Origin of the sequence: Mesorhizobium sp. M0019 (assembly GCF_040323975.1) — a bacterium.
Lineage (GTDB): Bacteria > Pseudomonadota > Alphaproteobacteria > Rhizobiales > Rhizobiaceae > Mesorhizobium.
In genome coordinates, this window is the sequence record NZ_JAMYVK010000048.1 from 1 (window position 1) to 18,148 (window position 18,148).

Below are 18,148 nucleotides of genomic sequence, written 5' to 3' on the forward strand. Positions count from 1 at the left end.
CGACCTCAATGTCCTGGCGCGATAGCATGCAAAACTGTTCGCGATGTCCTCGCACATCTGTTCGCGATGTCCCCAGTCCAAACAAAGGGGAGAAGGAAAGGCTAACCCCGGCCGTTCACCAGATCTCCGACAATATCGTACTTGCCGGAGATACGCATCTTGTAGACCTCGTAATTCTCCATCACGCGCTGAACGTAACTTCTTGTTTCCGTATAGGGAATCCGCTCGATCCAGTCGACGACTGCATCGACGTCCTTGCCGCGCGGGTCGCCGTATTTCGCCACCCACTGGGCGGCGCGGGTGGGGCCGGCATTATAGCCGGCGAAGGTCAGCACGTAGGAGCCGTCGAAGCGGCCGAGCTGCTCGCCGAGAAAGGCGGCGCCCAGCGTCGCATTGTAGCCGGCATCAGTGGTCAGCCGCGCCTGCGAGAAAGTCATGCCGGCCTTCTTCGCCAATTGCTTGGCCGTGCCCGGCATCAGTTGCAGCAGCCCGCGCGCGCCGGCGCTGGAGACGGCGCCGATGTTGAACTCGCTTTCCTGGCGGGCAATCGCATAGGCCAGCGCCTTGCCCGAGCCGGAAATGTTAGCGGTGTCGGGAATGACGCCGAGCGGATGCGACAGCGCGCCAACGTCGATGCCACGTGCGCCGGCGATCTTGCCGACCTTCAGCGCCATGAAATGGTTGCCTTGTCTTTCCGCCAGCATCGCAAGCAGCGCCAGTTCGCCGGGGCTGCTCAACTGCCCGGCAAGGTCGCGGTAGAGGGTTTCGGCATAGCGATCATAGCCTGCCTGCTGCAGCCGCTCGATGGCGCTGACCGCCTCGCGGGTGGCAAAATTCTGGCGATCGGCGGCACTTGGCTGCGGGTAGACGATGTTGAGGGTCTGCCGGCCGACACGCTCGCCGGCGAGCTGGCCGTAAAAGGTCGTGCCGTAGCTGGCGGCACGGCTGAAATAATCCTTGGCACTGCCGGGACCGCCGAGTTCGGCGGCACGGCCGAGCCAGTAATAGGCGCGCGACAGCGACATCGGCCCTTGGGCGAGCTCCGCGATTTGCGCAAAATGCTTGGCGGCGGTGCTCGGGTCGTTGAGGCCGCGCAGCGCGTACCAGCCTGCATGGAATTCCGCCTCGGCAGCATTGGCGGGACTTTCGGCGGCATGCGCGGCGACTATTCTGTAGGCGGTCTTCATGTCGCCCTGGTCGACCAGCTCGCGCGACAGCACCCGGCGTTCGACCCACCAGGCGTCCGGATCGACCAGAGCGTCGCGGTCGCCCGGCGCCTTCAGCACCAGCGCGGCGGCGTCGGAAAATTTCTGTTGCTTGCGCAGATATTCGGCTTCGGCAAACAGATAGCCGGCCGCCCGCTGCGCTGCCGGCACCCCCTTCAGCAGCTTGGCCGCGTTCTTGTCGCCTTTGGTGACTGCCGCCCAGGCATCGGCCAATTGCTGGGCGCCGGCGAGACCGGCGACGCGCAGCGCCGAAGCGACCCGATCGGCATAGAACATGCGCTCCATGCGGAAGCGATGGTCGGCGGCCGGGATCAGCGCGCCGAACTCGCGGATGACCGCCGCCTCGTCCGTGGCTTCGAGCTTTTCGGTGCGCCAGAATGGCGACAGCACCGAGCGCGCCGCCTTCGTATCGCCCAGCGCTACATAGGAGCGGGCAAGGATCACCACGCCCTCGAAGGTCAGCGGCTGGCTGCCGTCGAACGCCCGCACCACGACCTGTGGCGCGGGGTTCTCGCGATAGAGCGCGCGCTCGCTGTTCTTGCGCAAGGCGATCGTGCCCGGCCAGTTCGGCAGCATCTTCGCGGCATCGGCGATGTCGCCGCTCGGCACCTGGTCGCCGCCATAGAGCGCAATCGCCCAGGCAAGGATGTGCCGATCGAGCGATTTGGCCGGCAGCGCTTCGCGCGTCTGGCGCGCGCGCTGAATGTCGTTTGCCGCCAGCGCATCGAGACCGCTCTTCAGCGCCGCGACGCTGGCGGATGGCGAAGGGGACTGCTGCAGTGCATCGTTCTGCGGCTCCGTCATCGGGATCGCCGACGTGACCTGCCCATCGACGCTGCCGCCGATCGCCGCGCCGGGGATCAGCACAACGATCGCGCCGAGAAGCGCGAAAAGATGAGGCCGCCTGGTCGGCATGGATTTGGTCATTTCCTATTCTTCGATGCTACCACTGGCACAGATGAACTGCAGCCTATTCGTCTGTGATGAAGGGCCCGTAAAGAAAACCTTATCGAGGTCGTTCGAATTGCAATTGCTCGCGCAATGCTTGCCGCGCAACAATGTCGAGACTATGGTGCGCCGCTTCGCTTTCGGCTAGAAGGCGCGCACGACAAACACCTACAGCGCCGCGCGTCTTCTCAGACGCGCAAAGGACGCTGTAGCAATTTAAATTGGCGCATGATCCTTTCCGAAATCGACTGCGATTTTCGGGGTCATGCGCTAGTCCCAAGGAGTTGGACGACATGCTAAGAGGCTCGCTGACCGCGCTCGTCACACCGTTCGAAAAGAGCGGCCGTTTCGACGAGAAAGCCTTTCGCGCGTTCATCGCCTGGCAGATCGCCGAAGGCACGACGGGCGTGGTCCCGGTCGGCACCACCGGCGAGTCGCCGACGCTGTCGCATGACGAGCACCGCCAAGTCGTCAAGGTTTGCATCGAGGTCGCCAAGGGCCGGGTTCCGGTCGTCGCCGGCGCCGGCTCCAACAACACCGACGAGGCGGTCGGCCTGGTCCAGTATGCCGAGAAGGCGGGCGCCGACGCGGCCCTTGTCGTCACGCCCTATTACAACAGACCGACGCAGCGCGGCCTCTATGCGCATTTCGCCGCCGTCGCCAAGGCGACCAGCCTGCCGATCATCATCTACAACATTCCACCGCGCTCGGTGGTCGACATGAGCCCGGAGACGATGGGGCAATTGGTGCACGACTTCAAGAACATCGTCGGCGTCAAGGATGCCACCGGCAAGGTCGAGCGGGTTTCGGAGCAGCGCGCCACCTGTGGCAAGGATTTCATCCAGCTCTCCGGCGAAGACGCCTCGGCGCTCGGCTTCAACGCGCATGGCGGCGTCGGCTGTATTTCGGTGACGGCAAATGTCGCACCCAGGCTTTGCGCTGAATTCCAGGAGGCAACGCTTTCCGGCGACAGCGCCAAGGCGCTCGACCTGCAGGACCGTCTGTTGCCGCTGCACAAGGCGATTTTCATGGAGCCCGGCGTTTCCGGCGCGAAATATGCGCTGTCGAAACTGGGTAAGGTCGAGAACGTGCTGCGCTCGCCGCTAATGACGGTCGAGCCGTCGACCGCCGAAAAGATCGACGCGGCGATGAAGCACGCCGGCTTGATAAACTAAGGATGAGGCGCCACCTCTCCGCATCATGAATCAAGTCAGAAAAGCCGATCCCAACAACAAGACGGTTGCGGAAAACCGCAAGGCGCGGTTTTCCTATGAGGTGCTCGACACGATCGAGGCCGGCCTGGTGCTGACCGGTACGGAAGTGAAATCGCTGCGCCAGGGCCAGGCCAATATCCAGGACAGCTACGCCTCGGTCGAGGGCGGCGAGATCTGGCTGATCAACTCCTATTTGCCGGAGTATCTGCAGGCCAACCGCTTCAACCATGAGCCGCGCCGCCGCCGCAAACTGCTGCTCAACAAGCGCGAGATGGCCAAGCTGGCGCAAAGCGTCGACCGCGAAGGCATGACGCTGGTGCCGCTGAAGATCTACTTCAACGACCAAGGCCGTGCCAAGCTGCTGCTCGCCGTTGGCCGCGGCAAGAAGCTGCACGACAAGCGCGAGACCGAAAAGCAGCGCGACTGGTCGCGCGAGAAGGGCCGGCTGCTGAAGGAGCGAGGGTGAGGAGCGGTCCGCGAAGCGGAGGAAAAGCCAGCGATTTGGCTTTTCGAGCGACGAACGCCCGGAGCCATAGCGGCGGGCAGGGCGGACCAAAAGGGATAGGTCTCGTTTGAAAAACCGGATCGTCTTATGGGGCGCGGCCGGTCTGCTCATGGCGGGCCTCGTTCTGGCCGGCGGCTATACCTACTTCCAGACGTTTTCTCCGGACCGCCGCAAATATCCGGTCAGGGGCATCGACGTCTCCCATCATCAGCGGCAGATCGACTGGCGGCGTGTTGCCGCCGACGATGTCGCCTTCGCCGTGATCAAGGCGACGGAAGGCGGCGACCATGTCGACGATGCCTTCGCCGCCAATTTGCGCGCGGCCCGCGCCGCCGGCCTTGCCGTCGGTGCCTATCATTTCTTCACCTTCTGCAGGCCGGGTGCCGATCAGGCACGCAACTTCATCTCGGTGGTGCCGCGCGATCAGCCTTTGCTGCCGCCGGTGGTAGACATCGAGTTCGGCGGCAATTGCCCGCAGCGGCCAACCCCCGAACAGCTGAACGCCGAGCTTTCCGCCTTCCTCGGCCCGGTCGAGGCGGCGTTCGGCAAGACGGCGATCCTCTATGTGACCGACGAGGCGGCGCAAGCCTATGCCGGGCAGCTAGCCAGCCGCCCGCGCTGGCTGCGTTCGCTGGCGCTGCGGCCGGGCCATGACAACTGGATCTACTGGCAGTATCACAACCGGGGCCGCGTCGACGGCATCAGCGGCGACGTCGACCTGAATGTTCTCCAGGGCGGACCTGCGACGCTGGCCGCATTGTTTGCCGCAGCGCCTGAAGCGACAGCGTCGGATTGATGCTATTCCTGTCCACCAAAACACCCTCGATGGCACGAAGACAGAGCGACGAAGCGTTCCCTTGTGGCTATTCAGATCGCAGGCGGCGCCGTGCTAAGTACATTTGATGCCGGAGCGCCCTTCATCAACCAATGACAGCAACGCCCCGCCTGCTGCGACGGACGGCGGCGACCCCCGCCTGGCATTTGTCTATGCGGAGGCGGTGCGTGGCCTCCAGCATCAGCAGGGCGTGGTTGAAAGTCTCAATACGCGCGCCGGCAATCTGATCTTCGCAACCGCGTTCGCGAGTTCTCTCCTCGGAGGCAGGGCGCTCCTGGATGGCGTGGGGCCTTGGGACTGGCTGGCGCTGACATTGCTTTTTCTTATCGGGCTGCTGGTCGCGATTATGGTGTGGCCGTATTATAACTATACGTTCCGTTTCGATCCAGAGAAGCTGCTCCAGGACTTCGTTGATCAGCACCCTCCCGCAACCCTGGACGGGATGCACCGAGCGCTTGCGCTGCGCATCAAATCCGACATGGCCAGCAATTGGCGGATCATCCAACGCCTGCGCGTCGCGCTGCAGCTTGCACTGTTTCTGTGGTTGCTGGATCTCCTGGCCTGGTTGTTCGCGATCGCCCGAATCTAGGGCTCGTGCCCTGGCGGGCGTCGTCCGACTCTATGTCTTCAGAAAAGCTTCTATCTGACTGAAGACGTTGACGAACATCGCTTCCGTCAACACGCCGGTATTGGTGTTGTAGCGCGAGCAATGATAGCTGGAAAACAGCGTGATGCCATTGGCCTGCTGCTGCCCACCATGCCGGAACGGATAGGCGGCAACGCGTTGGCCGAGCGCCCGCACGGTCGACTGGTGCGCGATCGAGCCAAGCGCCAGCACAGCGCGCAGATTTGGAAATCGCGCGATCGTCGGCACCAGGAACGTCCGGCAGGTCGCTATCTCGGCGCCAACCGGCTTGTTGTCCGGCGGCACGCAGCGCACCGCATTGGTAATCGCCGTACCGACAAGCTCCAGCCCGTCATCCGGTCGCGCTTTGAATTCGCCGCGCGCAAAGCCGTGCGCGATTAGCGTGTTGTAGAGCAGGTCGCCGGCAAAATCGCCGGTGAAGGGACGCCCCGTCCGGTTTGCCCCGCGCAGGCCCGGCGCCAGCCCGACGATCAGCAGACGCACTGCATCCTCGCCTTCCGGCGGCAAAAAGGTCGGCACCGGCGCGTTGAACCAGGACGGCTCGCGCCGCCGCCACTCGGCGATGAAGTCGTGCAACCGCGGGCAGAGCGGGCAATCGCGATCGGGTTCGGGGGAGACGACCAGGGGCGCGGTCAAGGCAACGACCGTCAATAGTCTTCCTCGTCGACTTCGGCCGGTTCGGGCCGGCGCACCGGCCGCTCCGACGGATCGCGGCCGACTTCATTCTTGAGCGTCATCAAGTCGATGAAATGGTCGGCCTGGCGGCGCAGATCGTCGGAGATCATCGGCGGCTGCGAAGCCATGGTCGAGACGATCGACACCTTGCGCCCGCGCCGCTGCAGCGCCTCGACCAGCGTGCGGAAATCGCCGTCGCCCGAAAAGATGACATAATGGTCGACGACATCGGCAAGCTCGAGCGCATCGACGGTCAGCTCGATATCCATATTGCCCTTAATCTTGCGCCGGCCGGTCGAGTCGGTGAATTCCTTGGCCGGTTTGGTCACCACCTTGAAGCCGTTATAGTCGAGCCAGTCGATCAGCGGCCGTATCGAGGAGTATTCCTGATCCTCGACCAGCGCGGTGTAGTAATAAGCGCGCAGCAGATAGCCGCGTTTCTGGAAGCTCGCCAGAAGTTTGCGGTAATCGATGTCAAAGCCCAGCGCGCGCGAGGTGGCGTAGAGATTGGCACCGTCGATAAAGAGAGCGATTTTTTCACGAGGATCGAACATGGAAAATGTCCTTTTTCGAAATAAGCGGTCGTCTAAATGCGTGGCGACTATCGGCCGGTCTGATAATAGACCTGTTGGCCTTCATCGTTCGAGATAACGCCAGTTTTACGGCAATCCAAGGCACCATGCCGCACCGCAAGCAATTGTGATCGGCGCTGTGTCGTCGCAGGCGGCCCGCGTCAGAGCTGCGCACCGCCATAAAAGCTTGTATTTTGGCGGCGTTCGGGTTATGGACCGCGCCTGTTTTCCATCAAATCCAGGCATGAAAGGGGCAACTCATGGCCCGCGTAACCGTTGAAGATTGCATCGACAAGGTCGACAACCGCTTCGAGCTGGTGCTCTTGGCCGGCCACCGCGCCCGTCAGATCAGCCAGGGCGCGCAGATCACCGTACCGCGCGACAACGACAAGAACCCGGTCGTTGCGCTCCGCGAAATCGCCGAAGAGACGCTGTCGCCGGACGACCTCAAGGAAGATCTCATCCATTCGCTGCAGAAGCATGTCGAGGTCGATGAGCCGGAAGCCGATGGCGAGGCGATTGCCGACCAGACCGGCAGCGCCGTTGCAGCCACCGATGCCGACGACGCCGAGGACAACGTCACCTTCGATCGCATGACCGAAGAAGACCTGTTGGCCGGCATCGAAGGCCTGGTGCCGCCGGAAAAAAGCGACGATTATTGATCTTAGCGACAACTGCCGACACTTTCGCGTCGGCAGTTTCGTGGCTATCTATGACATGCGCCGTACGCCAGTGCGGCGCATGATTCATTTCAGCATTGCGAGATCCCGGCCATGATGCGTCAGTATGAGCTTGTCGAGCGCGTGCAGCGCTACAAGCCTGACGTCAACGAGGCGCTGCTCAACAAGGCCTATGTTTACGCCATGCAGAAGCATGGCCACCAGAAACGCGCCTCCGGCGACCCGTATTTCTCGCATCCGCTCGAAGTCGCCGCCATCCTCACCGAAATGCACATGGACGAGGCGACGATCGCCGTTGCCTTGCTGCACGACACGATCGAGGACACCACGGCGACCAGGGCCGAGATCGACGAATTGTTCGGCCCGGAAATGGGCAAGCTGGTCGAGGGCCTGACCAAGCTGAAGAAGCTCGACCTCGTCTCGAAGAAGGCCGAGCAGGCGGAGAACCTGCGCAAGCTGTTGCTGGCGATCTCGGAAGACGTGCGCGTGCTTCTGGTCAAGCTCGCCGACCGCCTGCACAATATGCGCACGCTCGACCATGTGCCGGAAGCCAAGCGCCTGCGCATCGCCGAAGAGACGATGGACATCTACGCGCCGCTGGCCGGCCGCATGGGCATGCAAGGCATGCGCGAGGAGCTGGAGGAGATTGCCTTCCGCTTCATCAATCCGGAAGCCTACCGCGCCGTCACCGCACGGCTGGCCGAAATCTTCGAGCGCAACAAGGGCGTGCTGTCGGAGATCGAGAAGGCGCTCTCCACGCTGTTCGACAAATATTCGATCAAGGCCGAGGTCAAGAGCCGGCAGAAGAAGCCGTGGTCGGTATTCCGCAAGATGGAGGCCAAGGCGCTGTCGTTCGAGCAGCTGTCCGACATTTTCGGCTTCCGCGTCGTTGTCGAGACGGTCGAGGACTGTTACCGCGCGCTCGGCGCCATCCACACCAGCTGGTCGATGGTGCCCGGCCGCTTCAAAGATTACATCTCGACGCCGAAGCAGAACGACTACCGCTCGATCCACACCACCATCGTCGGCCCGTCGCGCCAGCGCGTCGAATTGCAGATCCGCACCTATCAAATGAACAAGATCGCCGAATACGGCGTCGCGGCTCATTCGATCTATAAGGATACCGGTGGCAAGATGAATGGTGCCGCCCATGCGATCTCGAAGGAAACCAATGCCTATGCCTGGCTGCGGCGCACCATCGAGCAGCTTGCCGAAGGCGACAATCCCGAGGACTTCCTCGAAAACACCAAGCTGGAACTGTTTCAGGACCAGGTATTCTGCTTCACGCCGAAGGGCATGCTGATCGCGCTGCCGCGCGGCGCCACGCCGATCGACTTTGCCTATGCCGTCCACACCGACGTCGGCGACACTTGCGTCGGCGCCAAGGTCAATGGCCGCATCATGCCGCTGATGACGGAGCTGAAGAACGGCGACGAGGTCGAGATCATCCGCTCGAAGGCGCAGGTCCCGCCGGCGGCGTGGGAATCGGTGGTCGTTACCGGCAAGGCACGCTCGGCCATCCGCCGCGCCACCAAGAACGCCATTCGCAAGCAATATTCGGGTCTCGGTATCCGCATTCTGGAGCGCGCCTTCGAACGCTCTGGCAAGACCTTCACCAAGGAAAGCCTGAAGCCGGTGCTGCACCGGCTGGCGCGCAAGGACATCGAGGATGTACTGGCCGCGGTCGGCCGAGGCGAACTTGCCTCCACCGATGTCATGAAGGCGGTGTTTCCCGACTACAAGGACGAGCGTGTCACGTTGGTCGCGCCCAAGCAGCGCGAGGAGGGCTGGTCGAAGATCCGCAACGCCGCCGGCATGCTGTTCCAGATTCCGGGCCGCGCCGCACGCAAGGACAAGAACCAGCCGCGCGACGACGCGGTGCCGATCCGCGGTGTGCGCGGCGATCTGCCGGTGCGCTTCGCACCGGAGGGGGCAGTGCCAGGCGATCGCATCGTCGGCATCGTGCAGCCGGGAACCGGTATCACCATCTATCCGATCCAGTCGCCGGCGCTGCAGGCCTTTGACGACCAGCCCGAGCGCTGGATCGACGTGCGCTGGGATATTGACGAGCGCACCAAGGAGCGGTTCCCGGCGCGCGTCTCGGTCACCGCCATCAACGCGCCGGGTTCGCTGGCCGACATTGCACAGGTCGTCGCATCCAACGACGCCAATATCCACACTCTGTCGATGGTGCGCACCGCGCCCGATTTCACCGAAATGCTGATCGATCTTGAAGTGTGGGACCTCAAGCACTTGAACCGGCTGCTGTCGCAGCTAAAGGACAATTCGAGCGTCAGCGATGCAAGGCGCGTGAATGGGTGAATAGTGAACAGTGAACAGTGAACAGTGAATAGTGAATAGTGAATAGTGAATAGTGAATAGTGAATAGTGAATAGTGAATAGTGAAAGAGGGTGCTCTCACTACCCTACTACCATTCACCATTCACCATGGACATGGAGTGAACGATGAACACCGATGAAGTGCTGGGCATTTTCCGCGAGGCCGGCGCCGTTCTCGAAGGGCATTTCATCCTGACGTCGGGCCTGCGCAGCCCGGTCTTCCTGCAGAAGGCGCGCGTTTTCATGCATGCCGACAAGACCGAGCGCTTGTGCAAGGCGCTCGCCGAAAAGATCCGCACTGGCGTGCCCGGCAGAATCGACTACGTCGTCGGCCCGGCGATCGGCGGGCTGATCCCGGCCTATGAGACCTCGCGCCATCTTGGTGCGCCGGCGATCTGGGTCGAGCGGGAAGGGGGCGAGTTCAGGCTGCGCCGTTTCGAGATCGCCAAGGGATCGCGCGTTGTCATTGTCGAGGACATCGTCACCACCGGCCTGTCGATCCGCGAGACCATCGACTGCCTGCGCGGCCTTGGCGCCGAAGTCGTTGCCGCCGCATGCATCATCGACCGCTCGGCCGGCAAGACCGATGTCGGCGTGCCGCTGATCGCGCTCGCCGAATATGAAGTTCCGGCCTATCCGGCCGACAGGCTGCCGCCCGAGCTCGCCGCCATACCGGCGATCAAGCCGGGCAGCCGCAATATATGACTGAGGCGCTTCCGTGATTGCCGGCATCGATCATTTCGTGCTGACAGTTCGTTCGGTGGACGATACCTGCGCCTTCTATCAGCGGGTGCTTGGCTTCAAGCGCCTCGACGAGCCGGACCGACCAACGGCGCTGCTGTTTGGAACGCAGAAGATCAATGTGCATGAGGTCGGGCGTACCTTCGAGCCGAAGGCCAAGGCGCCGACGCCGGGCTCCGGAGATTTCTGCTTGATTGCTGCCCGGCCGCTCGCCGAGATATGTGCCAACCTCGCCGCCAATGGTGTGGTGATAGAGGTCGGCCCGGTCGAGCGTGTCGGCGCCCGGGGCGCGATGATGTCGGTCTATTTCCGCGATCCGGACGGCAACCTCGTCGAGGTCAGCGAATATCGATCCTAAGTGACGCTCCTTAAATTCGCCGCGATCATGCCCTGTTCAGAACGGCGATACCCAAGGCTGGCGCGACCGGCCACCGAGCGGATGCCCTCGGCCTCGTTGTTCTTCGGCCAGCGCATCGCTATATCAAAGTCGTAGTTGCTTTTCGGCGACCGCAGAGCGCAGCATAGGCTGTCGCGCCTGGCTGGAAAGGCCGGCGTGAAGCCATCGATGGAACTAGGAACAGGAACAGAGTGCTTTTTCGACGGCGCAAGCCTGATGGTTTTTTCGAGCGGGTGCGTACTTATTTGTGGCCGCGCCGCTCGTTCTCGCGCTCGCTGCGGTATTTTTCCAAACGCATCCTGCGGCTTAGGGCCACGCCGCATGCCGTGGCCGCCGGTGTTGCGGCGGGCGTATTCGCGTCGTTTTTCCCGCTTGGCTTTCACTTCATCATTGCTGCCATCCTGTGCTGGCTGATCGCCGGCAATCTGGTCGCGGCAGCACTCGGCACGGTCTTCGGCAACCCCCTGACCTTTCCGCTGCTATGGGCCGCCTCCTGGGAGGTCGGCAAGCTGATCCTGCATGAACACCTGCCGGCGCATGGCCCGCCCGCGCATCTCGGCGACATGCTGCATAATCTTTCCTTTGCGCAATTGTGGGGACCGGTGCTGAAGCCGATGACGATCGGCGCAATACCGCTCGGCCTGGTTTTCGGCCTGCTGTTTTACGGTATCACCCGCTGGGGCATGGTCACTTTCCACGAGCAGCGCCGCAAGCGGCTGGCCGAAAGAGCGGCAAAGGCTGGAAAAACCGGGCCGGAAGTTCCTGCCGAATGATTATCGGTATCGGCAGCGACCTCATCGACATCAGACGCATCGAGAAGTCGCTGGAACGCCATGGCCAACGCTTCATCCAGCGCATCTACACCGAGATCGAACAGGCGCGCTCCGAAAACCGCGCGGCGCGTGCGGCCTCCTACGCCAAGCGTTTCGCTGCCAAGGAAGCCTGCGCCAAGGCATTGGGTACCGGTCTGGCGCAGGGTGTGTTCTGGCGCGACATGGGGGTCGTCAACCTGGCCAGCGGCAAGCCGACCATGGCGCTGACCAATGGGGCGGCAGCGCGGCTGGACGAAATTCTGCCTGAAGGGCACCGCGCGGTGCTCCACCTCACCATCACCGATGATTTTCCGCTCGCTCAAGCCTTTGTGATCATTGAAGCGTTGCCGGTCGAAGAAGCGCCACATTGATTGCATCTGACCACCGGCATGACGTTGCCCAGCGCGCGCCGAGACTCTATACCATCCAACGCACAATCGAGGACGACATGAGCGTGGCTGAAAAAACCCAGAAGAAATCCGGCGGACTTGGCGAAACCGTCAGCGTCATAGTCCAGGCCCTGCTGCTTGCGCTGGTCATCCGCACGCTCCTGTTCCAGCCGTTCTCGATCCCGTCCGGGTCGATGCGGCCGACTTTGCTCGAAGGCGACTATCTCTTCGTCACCAAGTGGTCCTACGGCTTCTCCCGCTATTCACTGCCGTTCGGGCCGAACATCTTTTCGGGCCGCATCTGGGGCTCAGAGCCGAAGCGCGGCGACGTGGTGGTGTTCAAGTTTCCGCCGGATCCTTCTGTCGATTATATCAAGCGCGTCGTCGGCCTGCCGGGCGACAAGATCCAGGTCAAGGATGGCCAGCTCTTCATCAACGACGTGGGCGTGCCGCGCGTCAAGGTCGGGCAGATCGACAACCGCGACATCACCGAGGAGAACGGGCCGGTCGATGTCTATCGCGAGACGCTGCCGAACGGCGTCAGCTACGACACGCTCGACCTGACGCAGGCTTCGATCGGCGACAATACCAAAGAGTTCAAGGTGCCGCCCGGTCACTATTTCATGATGGGCGACAATCGCGACAACTCGTCGGACAGCCGCTTCACCGTCGGCTTCGTGCCGGACGAGAATTTGGTCGGCCGCGCCAACCTCATTTTCTTCTCGATCGGCGGCAGCGCCAGCCCGCTCGAAATCTGGAAATGGCCGTCACTGATGCGCGCCTCGCGCCTGTTCGATTTCGTCAATTAGGGCCATGGCGGCGACGAAACGGCTGACCGCCGATGCGCTCGCCGAGGCGCTCAGGGAGCGCACCGGCCACAGTTTTGGCGACCATCAGCGCCTGCAGCGGGCGCTGACCCATGCCAGCGCTCGCGGCAGTCACGCCGGCATCGACTACGAACGTTTCGAATTCCTGGGCGACCGCGTTCTCGGCCTTGTCGTTGCCGATATGCTGCTGGCGGCATTTCCCGACGCCGCCGAGGGTGAGCTGTCGCTGAGATTGAACGCTCTGGTCAACGCTGAAGCCCTGGCGGAAATTGCCGAGGAGATCGGCCTGCCGGAACTTATTCGCGCCGGTTCGGACGTACGCGGCCTCGACGGGCGCAAGCGCGTCAATCTGCGCGCCGATGCATTGGAATCGCTGATCGCCGTGCTCTATCTCGACGGAGGGTTGGAAGCGGCCCGTGCCTTCATCCACAGATACTGGCAGCCGCGCTCGCAAGCCATTGACGCCGCCCGTCGCGATGCGAAAACCGAACTCCAGGAATGGGCGCATCAGGCGGCAGGCGCAGTGCCGGTTTACATAATCGACAGCCGCGAGGGACCGGACCACGATCCGCTGTTCACCGTCAGTGTCAAGGTCGGCGCCTATCCGCCGGCGACCGGCAGCGGGCGCTCCAAGCGCGAGGCGGAGCAGGCTGCAGCCGCGGCACTTCTGCAGCGGGAAGGCGTCTGGCTCGATCAAGGGAGTGCCGCATGACCGCCACCGAAGCTCCGGCAACAGAAGCTCCCGCTACCCGCTCCGGCTTCGTCGCGCTGATCGGCGCGCCCAATGCGGGGAAATCGACGCTGGTCAACCAATTGGTCGGCGCCAAGGTGTCGATCGTGACGCACAAGGTGCAGACCACGCGCGCTATCGTGCGCGGCATTGCCACCCACAACAACGCGCAGATCGTCTTCGTCGACACGCCGGGCATATTCAAGCCGAAGCGCCGGCTGGACACCGCGATGGTGACCACAGCGTGGGGCGGTGCCAAGGACGCCGATATCGTGCTGCTCTTGATCGATGCCGAGCGCGGCATCCGGGGCGATGCCGACGCCATCCTCGAGCGGCTGAAGGATGTCCGGCAGCCGATGGTGTTGATCCTCAACAAGGTCGATCGGGTCAAGCACGAGACGTTGCTGGCATTGTCGGCGGCAGCCAACGAAAGGGTGCCGTTCAAGCGCACCTTCATGGTTTCGGCGCTGACCGGGTCCGGCTGCAAGGACCTGCTCGACTATCTCGCCGAGACCTTGCCGGCCGGCCCCTGGTACTATCCGGAGGACCAGATCTCCGACCTGCCGATGCGCCAGCTCGCGGCCGAGATCACCCGCGAAAAGCTCTATCTCAGGCTGCATCAGGAACTGCCTTATTCCTCCCACATCGAGACCGAGAAATGGGAAGAGAAGAAGGACGGCTCGGTGCGCATCGACCAGACAATCTATGTCGAGCGTGACAGCCAGAAGAAGATCGTGCTCGGCCATAAGGGCGAGACGATCCGCGCCATCGGCCAGGCCGCGCGCATGGAAATCGCAGGCATACTCGAGCAGAAGGTGCACCTCTTCCTGTTCGTCAAGGTGCGCGAGAACTGGGGCGACGATCCCGAGCGCTACCGTGAAATGGGGCTCGAATTTCCGCACTGAGCCTGTTTGGGCGATCCGCAGAGCGGCCTGTTGGCCGCCTCAGGATTCTGAGCGGTCGCCGGGCTGCCCGATTGGTCGACTTGCATATTGAACAGCCGGCCGAATCATTCCGGGAGGCCATGCGCCGGCCATCTCGGGCCGACCCGTTCCTTGGGGGTACCGGCGCGACGGGAAATCCTGAGCGGTTTCTGAGAAATTTCCGATACTTCATGCAAAACAGGCCAGCTGACCGGCTGGAACTCCTGCCGATACTGCGATCGAGCATGGTTACCGTTTGTCGTCTCTCCGTCATACACCCTGCCTATAGGCTGTGCGAAAGACCCGCTTCCGAGCAAACCGGAACAGGCGGGCAAGCAGCCAGATCAGGACATGACCAGGACTTGGAATCGCATCGACCCCATCCGTCAGATCGAGTTTGCAAACGCCGTCGCTGTTGAGATCGAGCGCGTGCTGGCGCGGCAAGGCAAGGTGACGAACAGCGATGCAGTCGTTGCAGCGGGCAGGGTCGCCGGCGCCGTTGCCGCCGCCGTCGCTTTGCTTGCGCCGACCGACATCAGTGCGATCGACACCATGCAGGAAAGATTACCCGGCATGGCGTCGCGTTTCGTGCGGATATTGGCAGCCGAAGCGGCGGAACGCCGTGCCCGGACGCATCTGTCGACGGCGCACGAAGGCCAAGGGGCAGACATCCAACGCCTGGCCGGAACGGGCGACCTCGACTCGATGCGGGTCGAGGACTGGGCCGGTCGGGTCGCCGGGTCGACGTTCCTGCAGCAAAATCTCGGCATATCGCGCTCGACCCTGCATCGCTGGCAGCGGAGCGGCACGGTCGTTGCGTTGCGCACCGGTGGCCGCAAACATGTGTTTCCCCTGGCCCAGTTCATCGACGGCAGGCCGGCGCCGGGTATCAAGGAAGTGTTATCCGCGATGCCCGATCCACGGCATGCCTGGTCGTGGCTGATCGGCCCCGCGCCCGGCCTCGCCGGACGTATTCCCATTGAAATGCTCAAACGGGATCTGGTGGCGGAAGTCTTTCTTGCCGCACAGAACGCAGGGATGGCGAGGTCGGCTTGATCTCGCTGCCAACGTTAGAAGTCTATTCCAAAAAAGAACACGTAGAAGGAATGTATGTCGGGTGCCGATCGGTTTGCCGGCTAATGGCATAAGTATATTTTTGTACAATTGTGACAGTGTCTCGTTTGTGCCGATGGCAAATGTGAAACAAATATGAAGTGATATTTGTGCAACATGGATTTATTCTGTTATGCAAACATTGATTATTTTTGGAATCGTAATTGAGACTGGAATGCGGATGAGTATGTTCGCCGCCTGAAGAGGGGGTGCGGTGCGCGCCTTTTTCGACGTGGGTGAGGCGTTCAGCCGTTCAACCCATGAATCCAAAGCCATTTTTAACTTTGACTGGAGAGGTCAGAAAATGAATATCAAGAGCCTTCTTCTCGGCTCAGCCGCGGCATTCGTCGCGGTCTCCGGTGCGCGCGCCGCCGACGCTGTTGTGGTCGCCGAGCCGGAACCCGCCGAATACGTCAAGATTTGCGACGTCTACGGCGCCGGCTACTTCTACATTCCCGGCACCGAGACCTGCCTGCGCATCGGCGGCTATGTCCGCTATGACGCCAGCTTCGGCGACGCCGGCCGCGTTTTCGATGGCGCGACGACACACGACCTTTTGGACGGTGACGAGCAGCAGACCTGGAACAAGAATGCCCGCTTCAATCTGAAGACGTGGACCGGCCAGGAAACCGAGCTCGGCACGTTGAAGACCTATACCGAGACCCGTTTCAACTTCGGCAATACCAAACACACCGTGAGCGGTGTTGATTTCAGCGTGCAGGACAACAAGGCGGTTACCCTGAACTTCGCCTGGATCCAGCTTGGAGGTTTCCGCGTCGGTAAGGATGAAACTGTCTATGATTCGTTCATCGGTTACGCCGGCAGCGTCGTCCAGGACACTATCATTCCTTACGGCACCAAGGACACCAACCTGATCAGTTACTATTTCGACGGCGGTAATGGCTTTACGGCAGTCGCCTCGGTCGAAACGGGCTCCGGCGCTGACCAGTCGATCGACAGCTACGTTCCGTTTGTCGTCGGCGGCGTGAAATACAAGGGCGACTGGGGTGCGATCACTGCGGTCGGCGCCTATAACAGCACGTCGGAAGAATGGGCCGGCAAAGCTCGCCTCGACGTCAAGCCGATTACTGACCTGACCCTGTTCGTGATGGCGGGCTACGGCAGCGACGACAACGTCGCGAAGAACTTCTACAAGCCGTGGACTGGCAACTTTGCCGTCTGGGGCGGCGGCAGCTATGCCGTCAACAAGAAGACGTCTTTGAACGCCCAGGTCTCCTATACCGACGACCAAGACTTCGCCGTTGCGGCGAATGTCGCCTACACCATCGTTCCTGGTTACACGATCACCGCCGAAGTCGATTATTACGACAATTTCGATGCCGACGATGCCGACACAATCGGCGGCATCTTCCGCTTCCAGCGCTCGTTCTGATCAAACGACGATCTCGCAAAAAACGGCCCGTAGCGATACGCTACGGGCCGTTTTGGTTTGGCGGCGGATACGTCGCACATCTTGATTTCGCCATCCAACCGGTGACAAGCTCTCGTCATGGAATGGCGCGACGAGGGAATCATTCTCGGCACCCGCAAGCATGGCGAAACCAGCGCCATTCTCGAGGTGATGACGTGCGCGCATGGCCGCCATCTCGGTCTCGTGCGCGGCGGCCGTTCGCGCAAACAGCAGCCTGTCTTGCAGCCCGGCAATCGCGTCGACCTGTTGTGGCGGGCGCGGCTCGACGAGCATCTCGGCACCTTCCAGGTCGAGGCTATCGAGATGAACGCCGCCCGGCTGATGGACAGCGCCGTTGCCGTCTACGGCCTGCAGACGATGGCCGCGCATTTGCGTCTTCTGCCTGAGCGTGACGCCCATGGCGGCCTTTACGAGACGCTTGCGGTGATGATCGCTCATCTCGACGATGCCGATGCCGCCGGCGAGCTGGTGGCCCGCTTCGAGCTGCTGGTACTCGACGAACTCGGTTTCGGCCTCGATCTCAGCCAGTGTGCGGCGACCGGCACCAGGCAGGACCTTGCCTATGTCTCGCCGAAATCCGGCCGCGCCGTGTCGCGGGCGGCGGGCGCGCCGTGGCGCGACAAGATGCTGGCGCTGCCTGCCTTCCTGCAGCGCGGCTCCGGGCTGCGCGCCGATCCGGCGGCGATCGAGGACGCCTTCCGGCTGACCGGCTTCTTTTTGACCCGCCATGTCTACGAACCGCGCGGCATCGAGCCTCCCGGCGCCCGCGCCGGGTTTCTCGCCGCCTTGCGCAGGCATCATTCACCCGGCCATGAATCCGGCAAGGCAAGCGCCGGGGAAACCGCCACCGGGGAAACCACCAGATGAGCGAAGTTGAACCTGATCCCGAAAACGTTTCGCCGCTCGGCCTTGGCACCATTTCGCAGGTGGGCGAGGCCTATGCGACGGCCGAGTTCAAAGTGAATTTGACGCGGCCGATCACGCCAAGGACGGGCGAGGTGGTGTGCGAGGGCAAAGTGGTGCACAAGGGCCGCACGCTAACGGTTTCGGAAGCGGCGCTGAAGGACGCCAACGGCAAGCTGCTGGCTTTCGGCACCGAAACATGCTCGATCTTTCCGGCCAATCTGGCGGCACGTTGAATGG

Annotated in this window: 20 protein-coding genes; 17 read left to right on the forward strand and 3 right to left on the reverse strand. The window is 62.3% G+C overall.

The genetic code is table 11. The annotated features are described in order from the left end of the window. Nucleotides 1-101: 101 nt before the first annotated feature. Complete coding sequence (locus NKK47_RS27220; protein WP_352578956.1) at nucleotides 102-2,141, reverse strand: lytic transglycosylase domain-containing protein; 2,040 nt, start codon at nucleotides 2,139-2,141, stop codon at nucleotides 102-104. A 326-nt stretch (nucleotides 2,142-2,467) separates the two neighbouring features. Between NKK47_RS27220 and dapA the strand changes: the two genes are divergently transcribed. From dapA to NKK47_RS27240, 4 genes are all read left to right on the forward strand, one after another. Continuing rightward, nucleotides 2,468-3,349, forward strand: a complete 882-nt coding sequence (dapA, locus tag NKK47_RS27225; protein ID WP_352490891.1) for a 4-hydroxy-tetrahydrodipicolinate synthase — start codon at nucleotides 2,468-2,470, stop codon at nucleotides 3,347-3,349. Nucleotides 3,350-3,374: 25 nt separating this feature from the next. Then, nucleotides 3,375-3,854, forward strand: a complete 480-nt coding sequence (gene smpB, locus NKK47_RS27230) for an SsrA-binding protein SmpB (protein WP_023768487.1) — start codon at nucleotides 3,375-3,377, stop codon at nucleotides 3,852-3,854. Nucleotides 3,855-3,960: 106 nt separating this feature from the next. Continuing rightward, complete coding sequence (locus NKK47_RS27235; protein WP_352578930.1) at nucleotides 3,961-4,689, forward strand: GH25 family lysozyme; 729 nt, start codon at nucleotides 3,961-3,963, stop codon at nucleotides 4,687-4,689. Between the two features lie 106 nt (nucleotides 4,690-4,795). After that, nucleotides 4,796-5,317, forward strand: a complete 522-nt coding sequence (locus NKK47_RS27240) for a hypothetical protein (protein ID WP_352454369.1) — start codon at nucleotides 4,796-4,798, stop codon at nucleotides 5,315-5,317. A 30-nt stretch (nucleotides 5,318-5,347) separates the two neighbouring features. On the opposite strand, the gene NKK47_RS27245 is transcribed toward NKK47_RS27240, so the two are convergent. Both NKK47_RS27245 and NKK47_RS27250 read right to left on the reverse strand, forming a co-directional pair. After that, nucleotides 5,348-6,025: a uracil-DNA glycosylase gene (locus NKK47_RS27245; protein WP_245274739.1), complete on the reverse strand. Its 678-nt coding sequence runs from the start codon at nucleotides 6,023-6,025 to the stop codon at nucleotides 5,348-5,350. Further along, the gene (locus NKK47_RS27250; RefSeq protein WP_023677774.1) at nucleotides 6,022-6,603 is read right to left on the reverse strand and encodes a LabA-like NYN domain-containing protein; all 582 of its coding nucleotides are present in this window, start codon (nucleotides 6,601-6,603) and stop codon (nucleotides 6,022-6,024) included. Before NKK47_RS27250 ends, NKK47_RS27245 begins: the two co-directional genes overlap by 4 nt. Nucleotides 6,604-6,881: 278 nt before the next feature. Here NKK47_RS27250 and rpoZ point away from each other — a divergent pair, with 278 nt between their 5' ends. From rpoZ to NKK47_RS27315, 13 genes are all read left to right on the forward strand, one after another. After that, nucleotides 6,882-7,283: a DNA-directed RNA polymerase subunit omega gene (gene rpoZ / locus NKK47_RS27255; protein WP_023677773.1), complete on the forward strand. Its 402-nt coding sequence runs from the start codon at nucleotides 6,882-6,884 to the stop codon at nucleotides 7,281-7,283. 111 nt (nucleotides 7,284-7,394) lie between these two features. Then, the gene (locus tag NKK47_RS27260) at nucleotides 7,395-9,623 is read left to right on the forward strand and encodes a RelA/SpoT family protein (protein ID WP_352578931.1); all 2,229 of its coding nucleotides are present in this window, start codon (nucleotides 7,395-7,397) and stop codon (nucleotides 9,621-9,623) included. Between the two features lie 144 nt (nucleotides 9,624-9,767). Continuing rightward, on the forward strand, nucleotides 9,768-10,346 hold the full coding sequence (pyrE, locus tag NKK47_RS27265) for an orotate phosphoribosyltransferase (RefSeq protein ID WP_023677771.1): 579 nt from the start codon (nucleotides 9,768-9,770) through the stop codon (nucleotides 10,344-10,346). Between the two features lie 13 nt (nucleotides 10,347-10,359). After that, nucleotides 10,360-10,740 (forward strand): VOC family protein, encoded by a 381-nt coding sequence (locus tag NKK47_RS27270; RefSeq protein WP_023677770.1) that lies wholly within the window; start codon nucleotides 10,360-10,362, stop codon nucleotides 10,738-10,740. Nucleotides 10,741-10,970: 230 nt separating this feature from the next. After that, a complete protein-coding gene (locus tag NKK47_RS27275; RefSeq protein WP_023677769.1) occupies nucleotides 10,971-11,552 on the forward strand; it encodes a DUF2062 domain-containing protein in 582 nt (193 codons plus the stop codon). Further along, entirely contained in the window at nucleotides 11,549-11,962 is a 414-nt protein-coding gene (acpS, locus tag NKK47_RS27280) for a holo-ACP synthase (RefSeq protein WP_023677768.1), read from the forward strand. The genes NKK47_RS27275 and acpS overlap by 4 nt, the downstream gene beginning before the upstream one ends. Before the next feature lie 77 nt (nucleotides 11,963-12,039). Further along, on the forward strand, nucleotides 12,040-12,789 hold the full coding sequence (gene lepB / locus NKK47_RS27285; protein ID WP_023677767.1) for a signal peptidase I: 750 nt from the start codon (nucleotides 12,040-12,042) through the stop codon (nucleotides 12,787-12,789). 4 nt (nucleotides 12,790-12,793) lie between these two features. Continuing rightward, nucleotides 12,794-13,519: a ribonuclease III gene (gene rnc / locus NKK47_RS27290; RefSeq protein ID WP_023677766.1), complete on the forward strand. Its 726-nt coding sequence runs from the start codon at nucleotides 12,794-12,796 to the stop codon at nucleotides 13,517-13,519. Next, nucleotides 13,516-14,442, forward strand: coding sequence for a GTPase Era (gene era, locus NKK47_RS27295; RefSeq protein ID WP_023677765.1), 927 nt, complete (start codon nucleotides 13,516-13,518; stop codon nucleotides 14,440-14,442). The genes rnc and era overlap by 4 nt, the downstream gene beginning before the upstream one ends. A gap of 369 nt (nucleotides 14,443-14,811) precedes the next feature. Then, entirely contained in the window at nucleotides 14,812-15,516 is a 705-nt protein-coding gene (locus NKK47_RS27300) for an antitoxin Xre/MbcA/ParS-like domain-containing protein (RefSeq protein ID WP_352578932.1), read from the forward strand. 361 nt (nucleotides 15,517-15,877) lie between these two features. Beyond that, entirely contained in the window at nucleotides 15,878-16,966 is a 1,089-nt protein-coding gene (locus tag NKK47_RS27305) for a porin (protein WP_352578933.1), read from the forward strand. A 117-nt stretch (nucleotides 16,967-17,083) separates the two neighbouring features. Then, complete coding sequence (gene recO, locus NKK47_RS27310) at nucleotides 17,084-17,872, forward strand: DNA repair protein RecO (RefSeq protein WP_352578934.1); 789 nt, start codon at nucleotides 17,084-17,086, stop codon at nucleotides 17,870-17,872. Further along, a complete protein-coding gene (locus NKK47_RS27315) occupies nucleotides 17,869-18,144 on the forward strand; it encodes a PaaI family thioesterase (RefSeq protein WP_023677761.1) in 276 nt (91 codons plus the stop codon). Before recO ends, NKK47_RS27315 begins: the two co-directional genes overlap by 4 nt. Nucleotides 18,145-18,148: the final 4 nt, after the last annotated feature.

What these genes read in the sequence shown, in the direction of transcription:
- NKK47_RS27220 (WP_352578956.1), bottom strand. Translation starts at nt 2,141, where the DNA reads ATGCCGACCAGGCGGCCTCATCTTTTCGCGCTTCTCGGCGCGATCGTT.
- dapA (WP_352490891.1), top strand. Translation starts at nt 2,468, where the DNA reads ATGCTAAGAGGCTCGCTGACCGCGCTCGTCACACCGTTCGAAAAGAGC.
- smpB (WP_023768487.1), top strand. Translation starts at nt 3,375, where the DNA reads ATGAATCAAGTCAGAAAAGCCGATCCCAACAACAAGACGGTTGCGGAA.
- NKK47_RS27240 (WP_352454369.1), top strand. Translation starts at nt 4,796, where the DNA reads ATGCCGGAGCGCCCTTCATCAACCAATGACAGCAACGCCCCGCCTGCT.
- NKK47_RS27250 (WP_023677774.1), bottom strand. Translation starts at nt 6,603, where the DNA reads ATGTTCGATCCTCGTGAAAAAATCGCTCTCTTTATCGACGGTGCCAAT.
- rpoZ (WP_023677773.1), top strand. Translation starts at nt 6,882, where the DNA reads ATGGCCCGCGTAACCGTTGAAGATTGCATCGACAAGGTCGACAACCGC.
- NKK47_RS27260 (WP_352578931.1), top strand. Translation starts at nt 7,395, where the DNA reads ATGATGCGTCAGTATGAGCTTGTCGAGCGCGTGCAGCGCTACAAGCCT.
- pyrE (WP_023677771.1), top strand. Translation starts at nt 9,768, where the DNA reads ATGAACACCGATGAAGTGCTGGGCATTTTCCGCGAGGCCGGCGCCGTT.
- acpS (WP_023677768.1), top strand. Translation starts at nt 11,549, where the DNA reads ATGATTATCGGTATCGGCAGCGACCTCATCGACATCAGACGCATCGAG.
- lepB (WP_023677767.1), top strand. Translation starts at nt 12,040, where the DNA reads ATGAGCGTGGCTGAAAAAACCCAGAAGAAATCCGGCGGACTTGGCGAA.
- rnc (WP_023677766.1), top strand. Translation starts at nt 12,794, where the DNA reads ATGGCGGCGACGAAACGGCTGACCGCCGATGCGCTCGCCGAGGCGCTC.
- era (WP_023677765.1), top strand. Translation starts at nt 13,516, where the DNA reads ATGACCGCCACCGAAGCTCCGGCAACAGAAGCTCCCGCTACCCGCTCC.
- NKK47_RS27300 (WP_352578932.1), top strand. Translation starts at nt 14,812, where the DNA reads ATGACCAGGACTTGGAATCGCATCGACCCCATCCGTCAGATCGAGTTT.
- NKK47_RS27305 (WP_352578933.1), top strand. Translation starts at nt 15,878, where the DNA reads ATGAATATCAAGAGCCTTCTTCTCGGCTCAGCCGCGGCATTCGTCGCG.
- recO (WP_352578934.1), top strand. Translation starts at nt 17,084, where the DNA reads ATGGAATGGCGCGACGAGGGAATCATTCTCGGCACCCGCAAGCATGGC.
- NKK47_RS27315 (WP_023677761.1), top strand. Translation starts at nt 17,869, where the DNA reads ATGAGCGAAGTTGAACCTGATCCCGAAAACGTTTCGCCGCTCGGCCTT.